The following is a 16,189-nucleotide window of genomic DNA, read 5'->3' as shown; positions in this document are numbered from 1 at the left end:
TATCGGGTTGCATCTGATAGCTGAGAGATAGATCGCATGCGTGCTTTGGCTGAGTTCATCATGCGCGGCCGCATGCAGGCCACCCTGGTGGTGGTCGGTTCGGCAATATTGCCGTTGTTGTTCTGGTTGACTGCCTCTGCGAGCGCCCTGGTGCTGCTGCGCAGGGGCTTTAACGATGCAGTTGGCATCCTGATCTGGGCGTGTTTGCCCGCCTTTGTCTGGTGGTATCTGGGTGATCCGGGTATCGCACTGACGCTGGCTGGAACGCTGGTGATGGCGCAGGTCTTGCGCTCCACCTCGTCCTGGACCTGGGTGCTGGCGGTCAGCGTGGTGCTGGGCGTGATGTTCGCTTTGTTGCTGAGCGTCACCTCTCCCGAGCTTGTCGAGTCGCTTGCGGAAGCTTTCCGTGGTGCGTCCAAGCAGTTCTGGAGTGAGGCGAAATTGCCTGCTGAACAGCTCGCTGACATGCAGGCATCGCTGGTTCCGACCCTGACCGGGTTGCTCGCCTCTTCTTTTCAGGCGACGAGCATTCTCTGTCTGGTGTTGGCGCGGTACTGGCAGGCCTCGTTGTACAACCCGGGTGGCTTCGGTAAAGAGTTTCGCGCCGTGCGCCTCCCGCCAGCACTTGCCATTGTGCTGCTGGCTGGCGTGTTGATTCCGCTGCAAGGTACCGATGTACCGATGCTGGCGACCATTTGCGCGGTGCCGTTGCTGGTTGCAGGGCTAGCCCTGGGGCACGGTCTGATCGAAATGAAGGGGCTCTCGAGCTTCTGGAAAATCGGTCTGTATGTGGCGGTGCTGCTGGGCGGTAATTTGATCTGTCTGTTGGCTGTTCTGGATGGCCTGTTTGATTTTCGTGGTCGCCTGGCGCGCAAGAACGGCGCCGGCCCCGCGAACGGTGAAGGTTAAAAGTTAAGAGGTAAGACCCAAATGGAAGTTATCCTGCTGGAAAAAATCGCCAACCTGGGCAACCTGGGCGACAAGGTCAACGTTAAAGCCGGTTACGGCCGTAACTACCTGCTGCCGCAAGGCAAGGCTACTGCTGCTACCGCCGAGAACGTTGCTGCGTTCGAGGCGCGTCGCGCCGAGCTGGAAAAAGCTGCTGCTGACAAGAAAGCTTCTGCCGAAGCTCGCGCTGCCCAACTGGCCGAACTGGAAGTGACCATCACTGCCAGCGCTGGCGACGAAGGCAAGCTGTTCGGCTCGATCGGTACCCACGACATCGCTGATGCCCTGACCGCCTCCGGCGTGGAAGTGGCCAAGTCTGAAGTGCGTCTGCCGAACGGCACCATTCGCCACATCGGCGAATTCGACGTAGCTGTGCACCTGCACACCGACGTTGAAGCAACCGTCAAGGTTGTGGTCGTAGCTGCCTAAGTCAGCCGACTTGCGGGCTTGCGCTCCGGCGCCGGCCTGCTGACAATCGGGCGCGACATTGCATTAGCAGTGTCGTGCCCGTTGTTTTTTCAGCAGAGCCTTTTGCAAAACATGCGTTTGTAAAAGCCTCCACGCTTTGGAAGTACAGGTGCCATGAACGACATCAGCGTCCCTCAACAGTACGATCTGGAAACCGCCGCACTCAAGGTGCCGCCGCATTCCATCGAGGCCGAGCAGGCCGTGCTGGGCGGCCTGATGCTGGACAACAACGCCTGGGAGCGGGTGCTCGACCAGGTCTCCGATGGCGACTTCTACCGGCATGACCATCGCCTGATCTTCCGCGCCATCTACAAGCTGGCCGAGCGCAACTCGCCGTTCGACGTGGTGACCCTGTCCGAGCAGCTGGACAAGGAGGGCCAGCTGTCGCAGGTCGGTGGCCTGGCCTATCTCGGTGAGCTGGCGAAGAACACACCGTCAGTGGCCAACATCAAGGCCTATGCACAGATCATTCGCGAGCGCGCTACCCTGCGCCAGCTGATCGGCATCAGCTCGGAAATCGCCGACAGTGCCTATGCCCCGCAAGGCCGTACCGGTGAGGAAATCCTCGACGAGGCCGAACGCCTGATCTTCCAGATTGCCGAGGCGCGGCCGAAGACCGGTGGCCCGGTGGGCATCAACGAGATCCTGGTCAAGGCCATCGACCGTATCGACTCGCTGTTCAATGCCGGCGACGCGATCACCGGCCTGTCCACCGGCTTCAACGACCTGGATAACCTGACCAGCGGCCTGCAGCCGGCCGACATGATCATCGTCGCCGGTCGTCCGTCCATGGGTAAGACCACCTTCGCCATGAACCTGGTGGAAAACGCCCTGATGCGCAGCGACAAGGCGATCCTGGTCTACTCGCTTGAGATGCCTTCGGAATCCATCGTCATTCGTATGCTCGCCTCGCTCGGCCGTATCGACCAGACCAAGGTGCGCGCCGGTCGCCTGGACGACGACGATTGGCCGCGCCTGACCTCGGCGGTCAACCTGCTCAACGACCGCAAGCTGTTCATCGACGACACCGCCGGCATCAGTCCCTCGGAAATGCGCGCGCGCACCCGCCGCCTGGCCCGCGAGCACGGCGAGATCGGCCTGATCATGGTCGACTACCTGCAGCTGATGCAGATTCCCGGCTCCAGCGGCGACAACCGGGTCAACGAGATCTCCGAAATTTCGCGCTCGCTCAAGGGCCTGGCCAAGGAGTTCAACTGCCCGGTGATCGCCCTGTCGCAGCTCAACCGTGGCCTCGAGCAGCGCCCCAACAAGCGCCCGATCAACTCCGACTTGCGTGAATCCGGGGCGATCGAGCAGGACGCCGACATCATCATGTTCGTCTACCGCGACGAGGTCTATCACCCGGAGACCGAGTACAAGGGCGTAGCCGAGATCATCATCGGCAAGCAGCGTAACGGCCCCCTGGGCACGGCGCGGCTGGCCTTCCTCGGCAAGTACTCGCGCTTCGAGAACCTGGCGCCGGGTAGCTATCAGTTCGACGACGAATAGATCATTACCCCGTAAACCTACTGCGCTCAGCACATACTGCGTCGGGCGGTGCTTGCCACAACGCTTGCGTTGAACGCCTTCAGGCGGCCCGCAGGGTGAGCGCAGCGAATATCCTCATGAACGGACGTTCACTCCGGTGGCTGCGCTCCGGGCTTCTTGTCTGTGCCGTGCTCGCTACGGTTTCCGCGGCAACGATGGCATGGTCTGAGTCAATGAAAACGGGCGCTCAGTGGTTAAACTAGGCGCCCGTTTTGTTTTAGGACTCGCCCCCATGCGCCCCCTCGTCGCCACCATCGATCTGGCCGCCATCCGTCACAACTATGCCCTGGCCAAGCGCTGCGCGCCGGGGCGTGAGGCGTTTGCCGTGGTCAAGGCGAATGCCTATGGGCATGGCGTTCGTGAGGTGGTCACGGCGCTGCATGACGACGCCGACGGCTTTGCCGTCGCCAGCCTGGAAGAGGCCGCCGAGGTGCGTGCCATGCACGGCGAGGCGCGCATCCTGTTGCTGGAGGGCTGCTTCGCCGCCGAGGAGCTGCCGATTGCCGCGCAGCTGCGCCTGGATCTGGTGGTGCAGGGCGAAGAACAAGTCGCTACGCTGCTGGCCGCCCAGTTGCCGCGGCCGCTGAATGTCTGGCTCAAGCTGGATAGCGGCATGCATCGTCTGGGGCTGACGCCGGCGGCCGTGCGCGCTGCCTATGCGCGCCTGCGCGGCGCAGCGCAGGTCGCCGAGCTGAACCTGCTCAGCCACTTCGCCTGTGCCGATGAACGTGGTCATCCACTGATCGAGCAGCAGGTCGAGACCTTCCTCGAACTGCTCGATCTGGATTTCGACCAGCGCAGCCTGGCCAATTCCGCAGCCCTGCTGACTATCCCTGCGGCGCACATGGACTGGTTGCGCCCCGGCATCATGCTCTACGGCGCCACCCCGTTTGCCGACCTGAGTGCCGCCGAGCTGGGGCTCAAGCCAGTGATGACGCTGAGCGCGCAGCTGATCGCCGTGCGTGAGGTGGCAGTGGGGGAAAGCGTGGGTTATGGCGCAACCTGGGTTGCTGAACGCCCGTCGCGCATCGGTACGGTGAGCTGCGGTTATGCCGATGGCTACCCGCGCCATGCGCCGAGTGGCACGCCGCTGCTGGTGAATGGTCAGCGCGCGGCCCTGGTTGGGCGGGTTTCGATGGATATGCTGGCGGTCGACCTGACCGATCTGCCTGAAGCGCAGCTCGGTGACGCGGTGCAGTTGTGGGGCGCGCAGTTGCCGGTCGGCGAGGTGGCACAGGCCGCCGGCACCATTGGCTACGAGCTGCTAACCAAGGTAACTGCACGCGTACCTCGGCGTTATCTTGGCTAACCCACCTCAGAGCAGCCCGCTGGGCACTTTCAGCACATCCAGCTGCAGGTACTCCTGCTGGCTCAGGTTGCCTTCACTGCTCTGCATGACGAAGCCTGAGCGCCCCTGTTGCTTGGCTTTGTACAGGGCTTCGTCGGCGGATTTGTAGAGACCGGCGAACTGCTCGGCATGCGTTGGGTAGAGCGCCGCGCCGATACTGATCGTCACTGCCAGACGGTTGGCACCGTAGAGCACCGGTTTGGCCAGTTCGTCGAGCAGGCGCACGGCAATTTCCTGGGTGTGGGCTTCGGCATCTGCCCCGCAGATCAGTACGGCGAACTCATCGCCACCCAGGCGCGCGACCATGTCATTGGTACGTACATGCTCGCGCAAGCGCTGGCCGATGCTGCGCAGCATCAGGTCGCCGGCATCGTGGCCATAGCTGTCGTTGATCGGCTTGAAGTGATCGAGGTCGACCAGCATCAGTGCTACCGATTCGCCACGGCGCTTGGCATCGGCCATGGCGGTGTCGATCTTCTCGATCAGGTAGCGGCGGTTCGGTAGTTCGGTCAGTGGGTCGTGGAACGCCGCGTGCTGCAGGGCCTGCTCGCGCTCGCAAAGCTGCTGGTTGGCCTGCGCCAGTTCGGCGGTGCGGTTTTGTACTGCTGTCTGCAGTTCGTCTGCGCTGGTTTGCATCTGCGCCATGCGGGCGGTTTTCTCGCGATCCGCCTGCTCCAGGGCTTCGGCTTTCTCCTGCTTGAGCATCTGGATGCGGTAGGCCAGGGCAAAGGAAAACAGGATCGACTCTGCCGCCACTGACAGGGGGAAGACATAGGCGTTCCAGGTTGCCGGTTGTACCAGGCCGGTGGCGCGCATCAGTGCCAGGCTGATGCTGCCGAGGATCAGGCCGTAGCCGAAGAGATAGAGCAGGGCGGGAAAGTAACCCTGGCGCCAGCGAATTACTGCAGAGCCGAGTGCGGCTGGGATGCTGGTCAGCGACAGCAGGGCGATGATCCAGGCGGCTGTATGGCGTTGCCCAAGGCCCTCCAGGGCGACCGCAATGACATAGCAGACGCAGGCAAAGCTCAGCAGGTGGTGTGCCCAGCGCACATGGCTGCGGGTCTGCAACAGGGTCTGGGTGAAGCGGCAGGCGCAGAAGCCCCAGATTGAGGGCAGGGTGATGCGATCCAGCCAGAAGGGCACCGGATGGTTCGGCCACAGGTACTGGAAGCCATGGCCGCTCATGCTGAGGATCATCAGCAGCGCGCCTGCGGTGGTCAGCACGTACCAGAAGTAGGCCGAGTCGCGCAGGCTGAAGAAGATGAACAGGTTGTACAGCAGCAGGGCGGCGATGATGCCGTAGACCACGCCCAGGGCCAGGTTTTCTTCCGTAGCCAGCTGGGTCAGGTCCTCCAGTTGCCAGGCGCGCAGGGGGAATGAGTTGCCGGCCGGATCGTAGCTGCGCAGGTAGAACGTCAGCGGCTCCTGGCCCAGTTCCGGCAGTTTGAACAGCATGTGCCGGTAGTCGTGGTCGCGGCCGCGTTGAAAGTCGACGCGCTCGCCGGACTCACGAGCCTGCCAGCCGCCCGTGCCGTTCGGCAGGTAGAGGCGCAGATCGAGCTGGGTGACCGAACCGACCTCCAGCCACCACTGGCGTGGCGCATCGCTCTCGACCTGCAGGCTGACCTTGATCCACCAGGGGTGGCGGCTCTGGCCGACGCTGGCCTTGCCCAAGGCTGGAACGAAACGTTTTTGCACGGCCGGGTCGGCCATGTCGGCGATGCGCAGCTGACCGCCGGCATCCTCCAGCAGCTCGATCTGTCCGTTCAGCTGCTGGCCGCTGCTGCTGGCCTGCAGCAGGATTGGCGCGGCCATCAGATGGCCGCCAAAGCTCGCCAAGCAGGCCCACAGGAATACTTGCAAGACTGTGCGCCGCACCGTTCACGCTCCTTGAACCCGGGCGCTCAGGCCGGGTTGTGAAAGTCTTTGCCCGAGTATAGGCGCAAGCTGTTCGTGATCACAAAACTGGCCTGTCAGACGCTTGTTCCAGATTACCGTTAACCTGAGTTCGGGACTCGGTCTCTGTACGTTTTTTGTGCTATATTCCGCGCCCCTGAAAATCCCTGCTGGTCATCCCGATGCAAGCTGCCAAGCCGCTGTTCGACTATCCCAAGTACTGGGCCGAGTGTTTCGGTCCTGCACCTTTCCTGCCCATGAGCCGGGAAGAGATGGATCAGCTCGGCTGGGACAGCTGCGACATCATCATCGTGACCGGTGACGCTTATGTGGATCACCCGTCCTTCGGCATGGCCATCATCGGCCGCCTGCTCGAAGCCCAGGGGTTTCGCGTCGGCATCATCGCCCAGCCGAACTGGCAGTCGAAAGACGACTTCATGAAACTTGGCGAGCCGAACCTGTTTTTCGGCGTGGCGGCCGGCAACATGGATTCGATGATCAACCGCTACACCGCCGACAAGAAGATCCGCTCGGACGACGCCTACACCCCCGGCGGCATGGCCGGCAAACGCCCGGACCGCGCCAGCCTGGTTTACAGCCAGCGCTGCAAGGAAGCCTACAAGCACGTGCCGATCGTGCTCGGCGGCATCGAGGCTTCTCTGCGCCGTATCGCCCACTACGACTACTGGCAGGACAAGGTGCGCAACTCGATCCTGATCGATGCCTGCGCCGACATCCTGCTGTACGGCAACGCCGAGCGCGCCATCGTTGAAGTGGCCCAGCGCCTCTCGTTCGGCCAGAAAATCGAAGAGATCACCGATGTACGCGGCACCGCGTTCATCCGTCGCGATACGCCGCAAGGCTGGTACGAAGTGGACTCCACGCGTATCGACCGGCCGGGCAAGATCGACAAGATCATCAATCCGTACGTCAATACCCAGGACACCGCCGCTTGCGCCATCGAGCAGGAGAAGGGCCCTGTCGAAGACCCGAACGAGGCCAAAGTCGTCGAGCTGCTGCCCAGCCCGAAGATGACCCGCGCCAAGACCGTGATTCGCCTGCCGTCCATGGAAAAGGTGCGCAACGATCCGGTCCTCTACGCCCACGCCAACCGCGTGCTGCACCTGGAAACCAACCCGGGCAATGCCCGCGCGCTGGTGCAGAAGCATGGCGATGTAGATGTCTGGTTCAATCCGCCGCCCATCCCGATGACCACCGAAGAGATGGACTACGTGTTCGGCATGCCCTACCAGCGCATCCCGCACCCGGCATACGGCAAGGAGAAGATCCCGGCCTACGAGATGATTCGTTTCTCGGTCAACATCATGCGTGGCTGCTTTGGCGGCTGCACCTTCTGCTCGATCACCGAGCACGAAGGCCGCATCATCCAGAACCGTTCGGAAGAGTCGATCATCCGCGAGATCGAAGAGATCCGCGACAAGGTACCGGGCTTTACCGGGGTGATTTCCGACCTCGGCGGGCCGACCGCCAACATGTACCGCATCGCCTGCAAGAGCCCGGAAATCGAATCCGCGTGCCGCAAGCCGTCGTGCGTGTTCCCTGGCATCTGCCCGAACCTGAATACCGATCACTCCAGCCTGATCCAGCTGTACCGCAGTGCCCGCGCGCTGCCAGGGGTGAAGAAGATTCTCATCGCCTCGGGCCTGCGCTACGACCTCGCCGTCGAGTCGCCGGAGTATGTGAAGGAGCTGGTCACCCACCACGTCGGTGGCTACCTGAAGATCGCCCCGGAGCACACCGAGGAAGGCCCGCTGAATCAGATGATGAAGCCGGGCATTGGCAGCTATGACAAGTTCAAGCGCATGTTCGAGAAGTACTCGAAAGAGGCGGGTAAAGAGCAGTACCTGATCCCGTACTTTATCGCCGCGCACCCGGGCACCACCGACGAAGACATGATGAACCTGGCCCTGTGGCTGAAGAACAACGGCTTCCGCGCCGACCAGGTGCAGGCCTTCTACCCGTCGCCGATGGCCACCGCCACGGCCATGTACCACTCGGGCAAGAACCCGCTGCGCAAGGTCAGCTACAAGAGCGATGGCGTGACCATCGTCAAGAGCGAGGAGCAGCGCCGGCTGCACAAGGCCTTCCTGCGTTATCACGATCCGAAGGGTTGGCCGATGCTGCGCGAGGCGCTGATCCGCATGGGCCGTGCCGACCTGATCGGCAATGGCAAGAATCAGCTGATTCCGGCCTTCCAGCCCAAGGTCGACGAGTACCACAGCGCGCGCCGCAAGAACTCGACGCCGGCCGGCAGCCACAAGGTGGCCAAGGACACCGGCGGTAAGAGCAAGCCCATGCTGACCCAGCACACCGGCCTGCCGCCGCGTGATACGGGGGCTGCGGGTGGCAACCCGTGGGACAAGCGCGAAGAGGCCAAAGCCGCCGCGCAGGCGCGCAACAAGGCCGCGGCCAAGGAGCGTGCGGACGTGAAGAAGGGCGGCAAGAAACCGGTTAAGCGCCCGGCCGTGCCACGCTGAGGCCCTGCTCCCCTCTCCCACTTGTGGGAGAGGGGCCGGGGGAGAGGGTAGCGCTTACCCTCTCCCCAGCCCTCTCCCGTAAACGGGAGAGGGAGCCGTCCGTGTCATTCGATGTCTCGTGCTCACCTTCAGTCGCAGGCGCCTTTTCCGTGCATCGCATCGCCCGCCGTGCACTCGCCGCCCCGTTATAGTGCCGCCCCCTCCCGGCAACCCCCTGAAACCGGACTCAAGCCACTGGCATAACTCTTGCGCAGCCCAGGTATCGCCCAGGCTTGCAGGAGGCCCGCCGTGTCGATTCATGTCGCACTGCACCATGTCACTCATTACCGCTACGACCGCCTGGTCAACCTCGGCCCGCAGATCGTCCGTCTACGCCCGGCGCCGCACAGTCGCACGCGCATCCTCTCCTATGCCCTGAAAGTCGAACCGGGCGAGCATTTCATCAATTGGCAGCAAGACCCCCAGGGCAACTACCTGGCGCGTCTGGTGTTTCCGGAAAAGACCGATGAACTGAAGATCGCCGTCGACCTGGTCGCCGAGATGGCGGTGTTCAACCCCTTCGACTTCTTCCTCGAGCCCTACGCAGAGCAGATTCCGTTCAGCTACACCGCCGGCGAGCGTCGCGAGCTGGCGCCTTATCTGGTCAAGCTGCCGGCGGGCGCGCTGTTCACCGACTACCTGGCCAGCGTCGAGCGCAAGCCGACCGCCAGCGTGGATTTCCTGGTGGCGCTGAACCAGAAGTTGTCGGCCGACATCGGCTACCTGATCCGCATGGAACCGGGTGTGCAGACCCCCGAGGAAACCCTGGAGAAGGCATCCGGCTCCTGCCGCGATTCGGCCTGGCTGCTGGTGCAGTTGTTCCGTCACCTGGGGCTGGCTGCGCGCTTCGTCTCCGGTTACCTGATCCAGCTCACCGCCGATGTGAAGGCCCTCGATGGTCCCAGCGGCACCGAAGTGGACTTCACCGACCTGCACGCCTGGTGCGAGGTGTACTTGCCCGGCGCCGGCTGGATCGGCCTCGACCCGACCTCGGGGCTGTTCGCTGGCGAAGGCCACATTCCCCTGGCCTGCAGCCCGGAGCCGTCCTCGGCGGCGCCGATCACGGGAGCGGTGGACGAGTGCGAGTGCGAGTTCGAGCACGAGATGCGCATCGAGCGGGTCTGGGAAGCGCCACGGGTGACCAAGCCCTACAGCGAGGAGCAGTGGCAGGCGATCGTCGACCTCGGTCGGCAGATCGATGCCGACCTCGAGCGCCATGATGTACGCCTGACCATGGGCGGTGAGCCGACCTTCGTCGCCCTCGATTGCCCCGATGATGAAGAATGGAACACCGCCGCCATGGGGCCGAACAAGCGGCGCTTGGCCGGCGAGTTGTTCCACCGCCTGCGTGAGCATTACGCGCCGCAAGCGCTGATGCACTTCGGCCAGGGCAAGTGGTACCCCGGCGAGCAATTGCCGCGCTGGTCGCTGAACTGCTTCTGGCGCAAGGACGGCGAACCGATCTGGCAGGACCCGACGCTGTACGCCGACGAGAGCCGCTACTACGGCGCCGACGCCCGTCTGGCCGGGCGCTTCCTGAATACTCTCGCCGGCCATCTGGGGCTGTGTGCGGAGCATGTCTTCCCGGCCTACGAGGACTGGCTCTATTACCTGTGGCGTGAGCGCCGCCTACCGGCCAACGTCACCCCGGACGACCCGCGCCTGGCCGACCCGCTGGAACGCGAGCGCCTGCGCAAGGTGTTCAATCGCGGCGTGGGCGAGGTGGTCGGGCATATCCTGCCGCTGGCGCGCAGCGAGGACGGCGCACACTGGCACAGCGGGCCCTGGTTCCTGCGTGATGAATACTGCCGGCTGATTCCCGGTGACTCGCCGCTGGGTTACCGCCTGCCGCTGGACTCGCAACCCTGGGTCAGCGAGTTCGACTACCCCTACGTGCAGCCGCAGGACCCTAACCAGGAGTTCGCCCCGCTGCCGCGCCGCCAGCAGATCCAGCAGACCCTGCATCAGCCGCTGTACCCCAATAGCCGGCAGAAAATCCAGGAGCAGCGTGCGCCTGAGCCCTTCGAGTCGGCGCGTGAAGTGGTGCGTACCGCCCTCTGCGCCGAACCGCGCGATGGCCGGTTGTACCTGTTCATGCCGCCGCTGGCCGAGCTGGAGCATTACCTGGAGCTGGTCGCCGCCATCGAGGCCACGGCCGCCGAGCTGCGCTGCCCGGTGGTGATGGAAGGCTACGAGCCGCCGAGCGATCCGCGCCTGAGTTATTTCCGCGTCACCCCGGATCCTGGCGTGATCGAGGTGAATATTCATCCGGCGGCCAGCTGGGACGAGCTGGTCGAGCGCACCGAGTTCCTCTACGAGGCGGCGCGGCAGACCCGTCTGACCAGCGAGAAGTTCATGGTCGACGGCCGCCACACCGGCACCGGCGGCGGCAACCACTTCGTCCTCGGCGGCGCCACGCCAGGCGACTCACCGTTCCTGCGCCGCCCGGACCTGCTGCGCAGCCTGATCAGCTATTGGCACAACCACCCGTCGTTGTCCTACCTGTTCAGCGGCCTGTTCATCGGCCCGACCTCGCAAGCGCCACGGGTCGACGAGGCACGCAACGATGCCCTCTACGAGCTGGAGATCGCCTTCGCGCAGATGCCCGAGCCGGGCCGCGACTGTCCGCCCTGGCTGGTCGACCGGCTGCTGCGCAACCTGCTGGTGGATGTCACCGGCAACACCCACCGCGCCGAGTTCTGCATCGACAAACTGTACTCGCCGGACAGTGCCAGCGGCCGTCTCGGTCTGCTCGAGCTGCGCGCCTTCGAGATGCCGCCCCATGCGCGCATGAGCCTGGCCCAGCAGGTGCTGCTGCGTGGCCTGGTCGCGCGTTTCTGGGACGAGCCTTATCGCCCGGCGAAGTTGGCGCGCTGGGGTACCGAGCTGCACGACCGCTTCCTCTTGCCGCACTTCGTCGAGCAGGACTTCCACGATGTGCTGCACGAGCTGAATGCCTTCGGCTATCCCGTGCTCGCCGAGTGGTTCGCCCCGCATTTCGAGTTCCGTTTCCCCAAGGTCGGCGACTACCAGGTCAAGGGCATCGACCTGGAGCTGCGCCAGGCACTGGAGCCCTGGCATGTACTGGGCGAGGAGGGCGCGCCGGGCGGCACCGTGCGTTACGTGGATTCCTCGCTGGAGCGCATGCAGGTGCGCCTCGACGGCCTGGCGCCGGATCGCTATGTGCTGACCTGCAACGGTGTGCCGGTGCCGCTGCGCTCCACTGGCAAGGTTGGCGAGTTCGTCGGCGGCGTGCGCTACCGCGCCTGGCAGCCGCCGAACTGCCTGCAGCCGACCATCGGTGTGCATGCGCCGCTGGTGTTCGATCTGGTCGATACCTGGATGCAGCGCTCGCTGGGTGGTTGCCAGTACCATGTCGCCCATCCGGGCGGGCGCAACTATGCAACCTTGCCGGTCAACGCCTACGAGGCCGAGAGCCGGCGCCTGGCGCGCTTCTTCCGCCACGGCCATAGCCCGGGTGAGCTGACGAGCGCGCTGCCGATCAACAATAATGAACTGCCGATGACCCTGGATCTGCGCCGGGTCTAGCTCTTGATCTGATCGTTGCCGCGCGCTGCGTGGGAATGCCTGGCCGGACGCTCCGTGTCTGCCGAGAGGGGTGCCCACGCTGGAGCGTGGGCACCATCAGCTGACTGCCGAGATTTACATGCCTGACCTGCTTGCCGATTATCCGCAGCCCGATGCGGCCTACCACGAACTGCTCGACGCCAAGGGTGGCATCCGCCCGCACTGGCGGCGGCTGTTCGAACAGCTGCAGCGCAGCAGCCCGGCGCAGCTGCAGCAGCGCCAGGCCCTGCTGACCCGGCAGATCCAGGAAAACGGCGTGACCTACAACGTCTATGCCGACCCGGATGGCGCCGACCGTCCCTGGGAGCTGGACCTGCTGCCCAACGTGATCCCCGCCGAGGAGTGGCAGACCATCGCCGCCGGCGTGGCCCAGCGCGCGACCCTGCTGAATGCCGTGCTGGCCGATCTGTACGGCCCGCAGCAACTGCTCAGCGACGGCCTGCTGCCGGCCGAACTGGTGTTCGGTCACGACAACTTCCTCTGGCCGTGCCAGGGCATCCAGCCGCCCGGCGGCACCTTCCTGCACTTGTACGCGGTCGACCTGGCGCGGGCGCCGGATGGTCGCTGGTGGGTCACCGCCGATCGTACCCAGGCCCCCTCCGGTGCCGGCTACGCACTGGAGAACCGGCAAATCATCTCGCGCGCCTTCCCCGAGCTGTACCGCGACCTGCGCGTGCAGTACCTGGCCGGCTTCTTCCGCACCCTGCAGGACACCCTGGCGCGCCAGGCGCCGGTGGACGGTGGTGAAACGCCGCTGGTGGTGCTGCTGACCCCGGGGCGCTTCAACGAAAGCTATTTCGAGCACCTGTACCTGGCCCGCCAGCTCGGCTATCCGCTGGTCGAAGGCAGCGACCTGACCGTGCGCGACGCCTGTGTCTACCTCAAGACCCTGGCCGGCCTGCGCCGCGTGCATGCCGTGCTGCGCCGCCTGGACGATGACTTCTGCGATCCGCTGGAGCTGCGCACCGACTCCGCCCTCGGCGTGCCCGGCCTGCTCGAAGCGGTGCGCCAGGGCAATGTGCTGGTGGCCAATGCCCTCGGCAGCGGCGTGCTGGAATCCCCCGGCCTGCCCGGTTTCCTGCCGGCGATTGCCGAGAAGCTGCTCGGCGAGGAACTACTGCTGCCGTCCATCGCCAGCTGGTGGTGCGGCGAGCCACCGGTGCTGGATGAGGCCCTGGAGAAGCTCGACGAATTGCTGGTGCGCCCCAGCTTCCCCTCGCAGAGCTTCGCCCCGCTGTTTGGCCGCGACCTCGACCAGGCGCAGCGCGCGCAGCTGGCCGAGCGCCTCAAGGCGCGGCCCTATGCCTACGTGGCCCAGGCCCTGGCGCAGCTGTCGCAGGCGCCGGTGTGGCAAGGCGAGGAGGGCAAGCTGGCGCCGCGCGCCATCGGCATGCGCGTATTCGCTGTGGCCAGCGCCGACGGCTACCGGGTGCTGCCCGGCGGCCTGACCCGGGTGGCGGCCGAGGCCGACGCCGAAGTGGTGTCGATGCAGCGCGGCGGGGCGAGCAAGGACACCTGGGTGCTCGGTGAACGCCATGCCGGTGGCGAGCCCTGGCAGTGGCTGCGGCCGCTCGGCGTGGCCGACCTGGTGCGCAGCGACCCCTACCTACCCTCAAGAGTGGTGGAAAACCTGTTCTGGTTCGGCCGCTACAGCTCGCGCTGCGAGGATGGCGCGCGCCTGCTGCGCATCATGCTGGCCCGTTACGTCGACGATGACGATGACCCGCAAGCCCTGCAGACCGCCCTGGCCCTGGGCGAAAGCCTCGGCCTGCTGCCCGGTGCTGCAGAGGGCTCACTGGAGCAGCGCCTGCTGCAGGCCGTGCTCGGTGCCGATTGGCCGGCCAGCCTGCGCGCCAACCTGCAGCGCCTGCAGTGGGCGGCGGGCAGCGTGCGCGGCAAGCTGTCACGGGAGAACTGGCAGGCGCTGATCGAGCTGCAGCGCGAGGCCCAGGCCCTGGAAGCGCAGCAGGCTGACTTCGGCGAGCTGCTGGAGTTTCTCAATCGCCTGCTGATGTCGCTGGCGGCGCTGTCCGGCTTCGCCCTCGACGACATGACTCGCGACGATGGCTGGCGCTTCCTCATGCTCGGCCGCTGCATCGAGCGCCTGCAGTTCCTTGCCGAGAGCATCGCCGAGTTCCTCCGCAGCCGGGCCGTGCATGACCAGTCGGCGCTGGAGTGGTTGCTGGAGCTGGGCAACAGTAGCATCACCTACCGCACCCGCTACCTGGCCTCGGCGCAGCTGATCCCGGTGCTCGACCTGCTCCTGCTCGACGAGCAGAACCCGCATGCCGTGCTGTTCCAGCTGCGCACCCTGCTGCGTTCGCTGGAGCGCCTGCAGGACAGCTTCGGCTTCAGTGCCGACAGTCGCCTGGTCGAGCTGGAGCAGAAGCTGGCCGGCTTCAACCTGGCCAGCCTGGAGAATCCGCTGTTCGGCCAGTCCGGGGTGCGTGCGGTGCTTGGCGGTCTGGCCGACCTGCTGCTGCAGATAGTCGGCGCGGCCGGACAGGTTTCCGATCAGCTCGGCCTGCGCTTCTTCGTGCATGTGGATGCCAGTCGCGGGACACTCTCGTCATGAGCAGCGCCCACTACCAGATTCTCCATGACACCCATTACCGCTACTCGGCGCCGGTGTCCCTGGCCCAGCAGCTGGCGCATCTGTGGCCGCGCGAATGTCCCTGGCAGCGTTGCAGCGAGCGCCTGCTGCAGGTCGGTCCGCAGCCGAGCAAGCGCCAGGATGGTCTCGATGTGTACGGTAATCCGCTGACCCGCCTGGCCTTCGAGCGCCCGCACGACGAGCTGCGCGTGAGTGCCCGGCTGCGCGTCGAGGTACTCGCGCGGCCGCTGCTCGATCTAGTCGACTCGCAGCCCTGGGAGGCTGTCTGCGCGGCACTCGGCTACTCCGGGCAGGCCTTGTCGGGGGAGCTGCTGGAGGCCATGCGCTACCGCTTCCAGTCACCCTATGTGCACCTCAAGCAGGCTTTCGCTGCCTTCGCCGCCGACTGCTTCCCGCCGGGGCGGCCGCTGCTGCTGGCGGTGCGCGCACTGATGAATAAGATCTTCGACGAATTCACCTTCGACGACGAAGCCACCCAGGTGGCGACCCCGTTGCTGCAGGTGCTGGAGGAGCGCCGCGGGGTGTGTCAGGACTTCGCCCACCTGATGCTCGCCTGTCTGCGTTCACGCGGCCTGGCCGCGCGCTACGTCAGTGGCTACCTGCTGACCCAGCCGCCACCCGGCCAGCCGCGGCTGATCGGTGCCGACGCCTCGCACGCCTGGGTCTCGGTGTACTGTCCGCGCCAGGGTTGGGTGGATTTCGATCCGACCAACAACCTGCTGCCGGCGCAGGAGCACATCACCCTCGGCTGGGGTCGCGACTTCACCGATGTTTCTCCGCTGCGCGGGGTGATCCTCGGTGGTGGCAGTCACGACCCGGAAGTCAGCGTTACCGTGCTGCCGCTGGGTGAATTGCACGCCGCTTGCTCGTAGGGGCACCTGGGGCTACGCAGGGCCTTGCTGCACCCGGCGGGGGCTGAGGCGGCACGACGGCGCACTAGGTCTTGCCTGCACTGCGCCTGCTGACACCTGTCGGTGTTACTTGCCCAATACCCGTCGCGAGGCTATGCCATACAGGTGGGTGCAGCCTATCGGTCGACAGATCTGTTGGTGCTGTGCGCTGTCGGTGGCAGGTGGGTGCAACTGGCTCGCAGCTAGGTTTGCATGTTCAATGGTGAACATCGAGTCTCGGGTTGCACTCCTGCAGCTCTTTATTCCAGAGGCTTTGGGTTGTTTGCTGGGTGTTGTGACCAATTAGTCTAATGTGCGGTTGCACAAGGTTGCACCTTTGTTTGTTTGGGGG

The 16,189-nt window shown here is 64.9% G+C and carries 9 protein-coding genes; 8 read left to right on the top strand and 1 reads right to left on the bottom strand.

Translation table 11 applies throughout. The features are described 5' to 3' along the window. Positions 1-36 precede the first annotated feature (36 nt). The 4 genes from H3H45_RS02300 to alr all read left to right on the top strand — a co-directional run bounded on the left by H3H45_RS02300 (position 37) and on the right by alr (position 4,273). Positions 37-909 (top strand): YybS family protein, encoded by an 873-nt coding sequence (locus tag H3H45_RS02300; RefSeq protein WP_182832135.1) that lies wholly within the window; start codon positions 37-39, stop codon positions 907-909. A gap of 21 nt (positions 910-930) precedes the next feature. Next, positions 931-1,377, top strand: a complete 447-nt coding sequence (gene rplI / locus H3H45_RS02295) for a 50S ribosomal protein L9 (RefSeq protein WP_160082675.1) — start codon at positions 931-933, stop codon at positions 1,375-1,377. A 153-nt stretch (positions 1,378-1,530) separates the two neighbouring features. After that, positions 1,531-2,925: a replicative DNA helicase gene (gene dnaB / locus H3H45_RS02290; RefSeq protein WP_182832134.1), complete on the top strand. Its 1,395-nt coding sequence runs from the start codon at positions 1,531-1,533 to the stop codon at positions 2,923-2,925. Between the two features lie 271 nt (positions 2,926-3,196). Next, entirely contained in the window at positions 3,197-4,273 is a 1,077-nt protein-coding gene (gene alr / locus H3H45_RS02285) for an alanine racemase (protein WP_182832133.1), read from the top strand. Positions 4,274-4,279: 6 nt separating this feature from the next. Here the strand turns inward: alr and H3H45_RS02280 are convergent, their stop codons facing one another. Continuing rightward, positions 4,280-6,127, bottom strand: a complete 1,848-nt coding sequence (locus H3H45_RS02280; RefSeq protein ID WP_182832132.1) for a diguanylate cyclase — start codon at positions 6,125-6,127, stop codon at positions 4,280-4,282. Between the two features lie 263 nt (positions 6,128-6,390). Between H3H45_RS02280 and H3H45_RS02275 the strand changes: the two genes are divergently transcribed. The 4 genes from H3H45_RS02275 (at position 6,391) to H3H45_RS02260 (ending at position 15,819) form a co-directional block, all read left to right on the top strand. Continuing rightward, positions 6,391-8,706, top strand: a complete 2,316-nt coding sequence (locus tag H3H45_RS02275; RefSeq protein ID WP_182832131.1) for a YgiQ family radical SAM protein — start codon at positions 6,391-6,393, stop codon at positions 8,704-8,706. Positions 8,707-8,994: 288 nt separating this feature from the next. Then, complete coding sequence (locus H3H45_RS02270) at positions 8,995-12,294, top strand: transglutaminase family protein (RefSeq protein WP_182832130.1); 3,300 nt, start codon at positions 8,995-8,997, stop codon at positions 12,292-12,294. 118 nt (positions 12,295-12,412) lie between these two features. Further along, positions 12,413-14,908 (top strand): circularly permuted type 2 ATP-grasp protein, encoded by a 2,496-nt coding sequence (locus tag H3H45_RS02265; RefSeq protein ID WP_182832129.1) that lies wholly within the window; start codon positions 12,413-12,415, stop codon positions 14,906-14,908. Next, entirely contained in the window at positions 14,905-15,819 is a 915-nt protein-coding gene (locus H3H45_RS02260; RefSeq protein ID WP_182832128.1) for a transglutaminase family protein, read from the top strand. The genes H3H45_RS02265 and H3H45_RS02260 overlap by 4 nt, the downstream gene beginning before the upstream one ends. The last annotated feature ends 370 nt before the right edge of the window (positions 15,820-16,189 follow it).

Source organism: Aquipseudomonas guryensis (assembly GCF_014164785.1).
GTDB classification, from domain to species: domain Bacteria; phylum Pseudomonadota; class Gammaproteobacteria; order Pseudomonadales; family Pseudomonadaceae; genus Aquipseudomonas; species Aquipseudomonas guryensis.
Note: the sequence above shows the minus strand (reverse complement) of the source record. Positions and strands in the feature narration are given on the sequence as shown.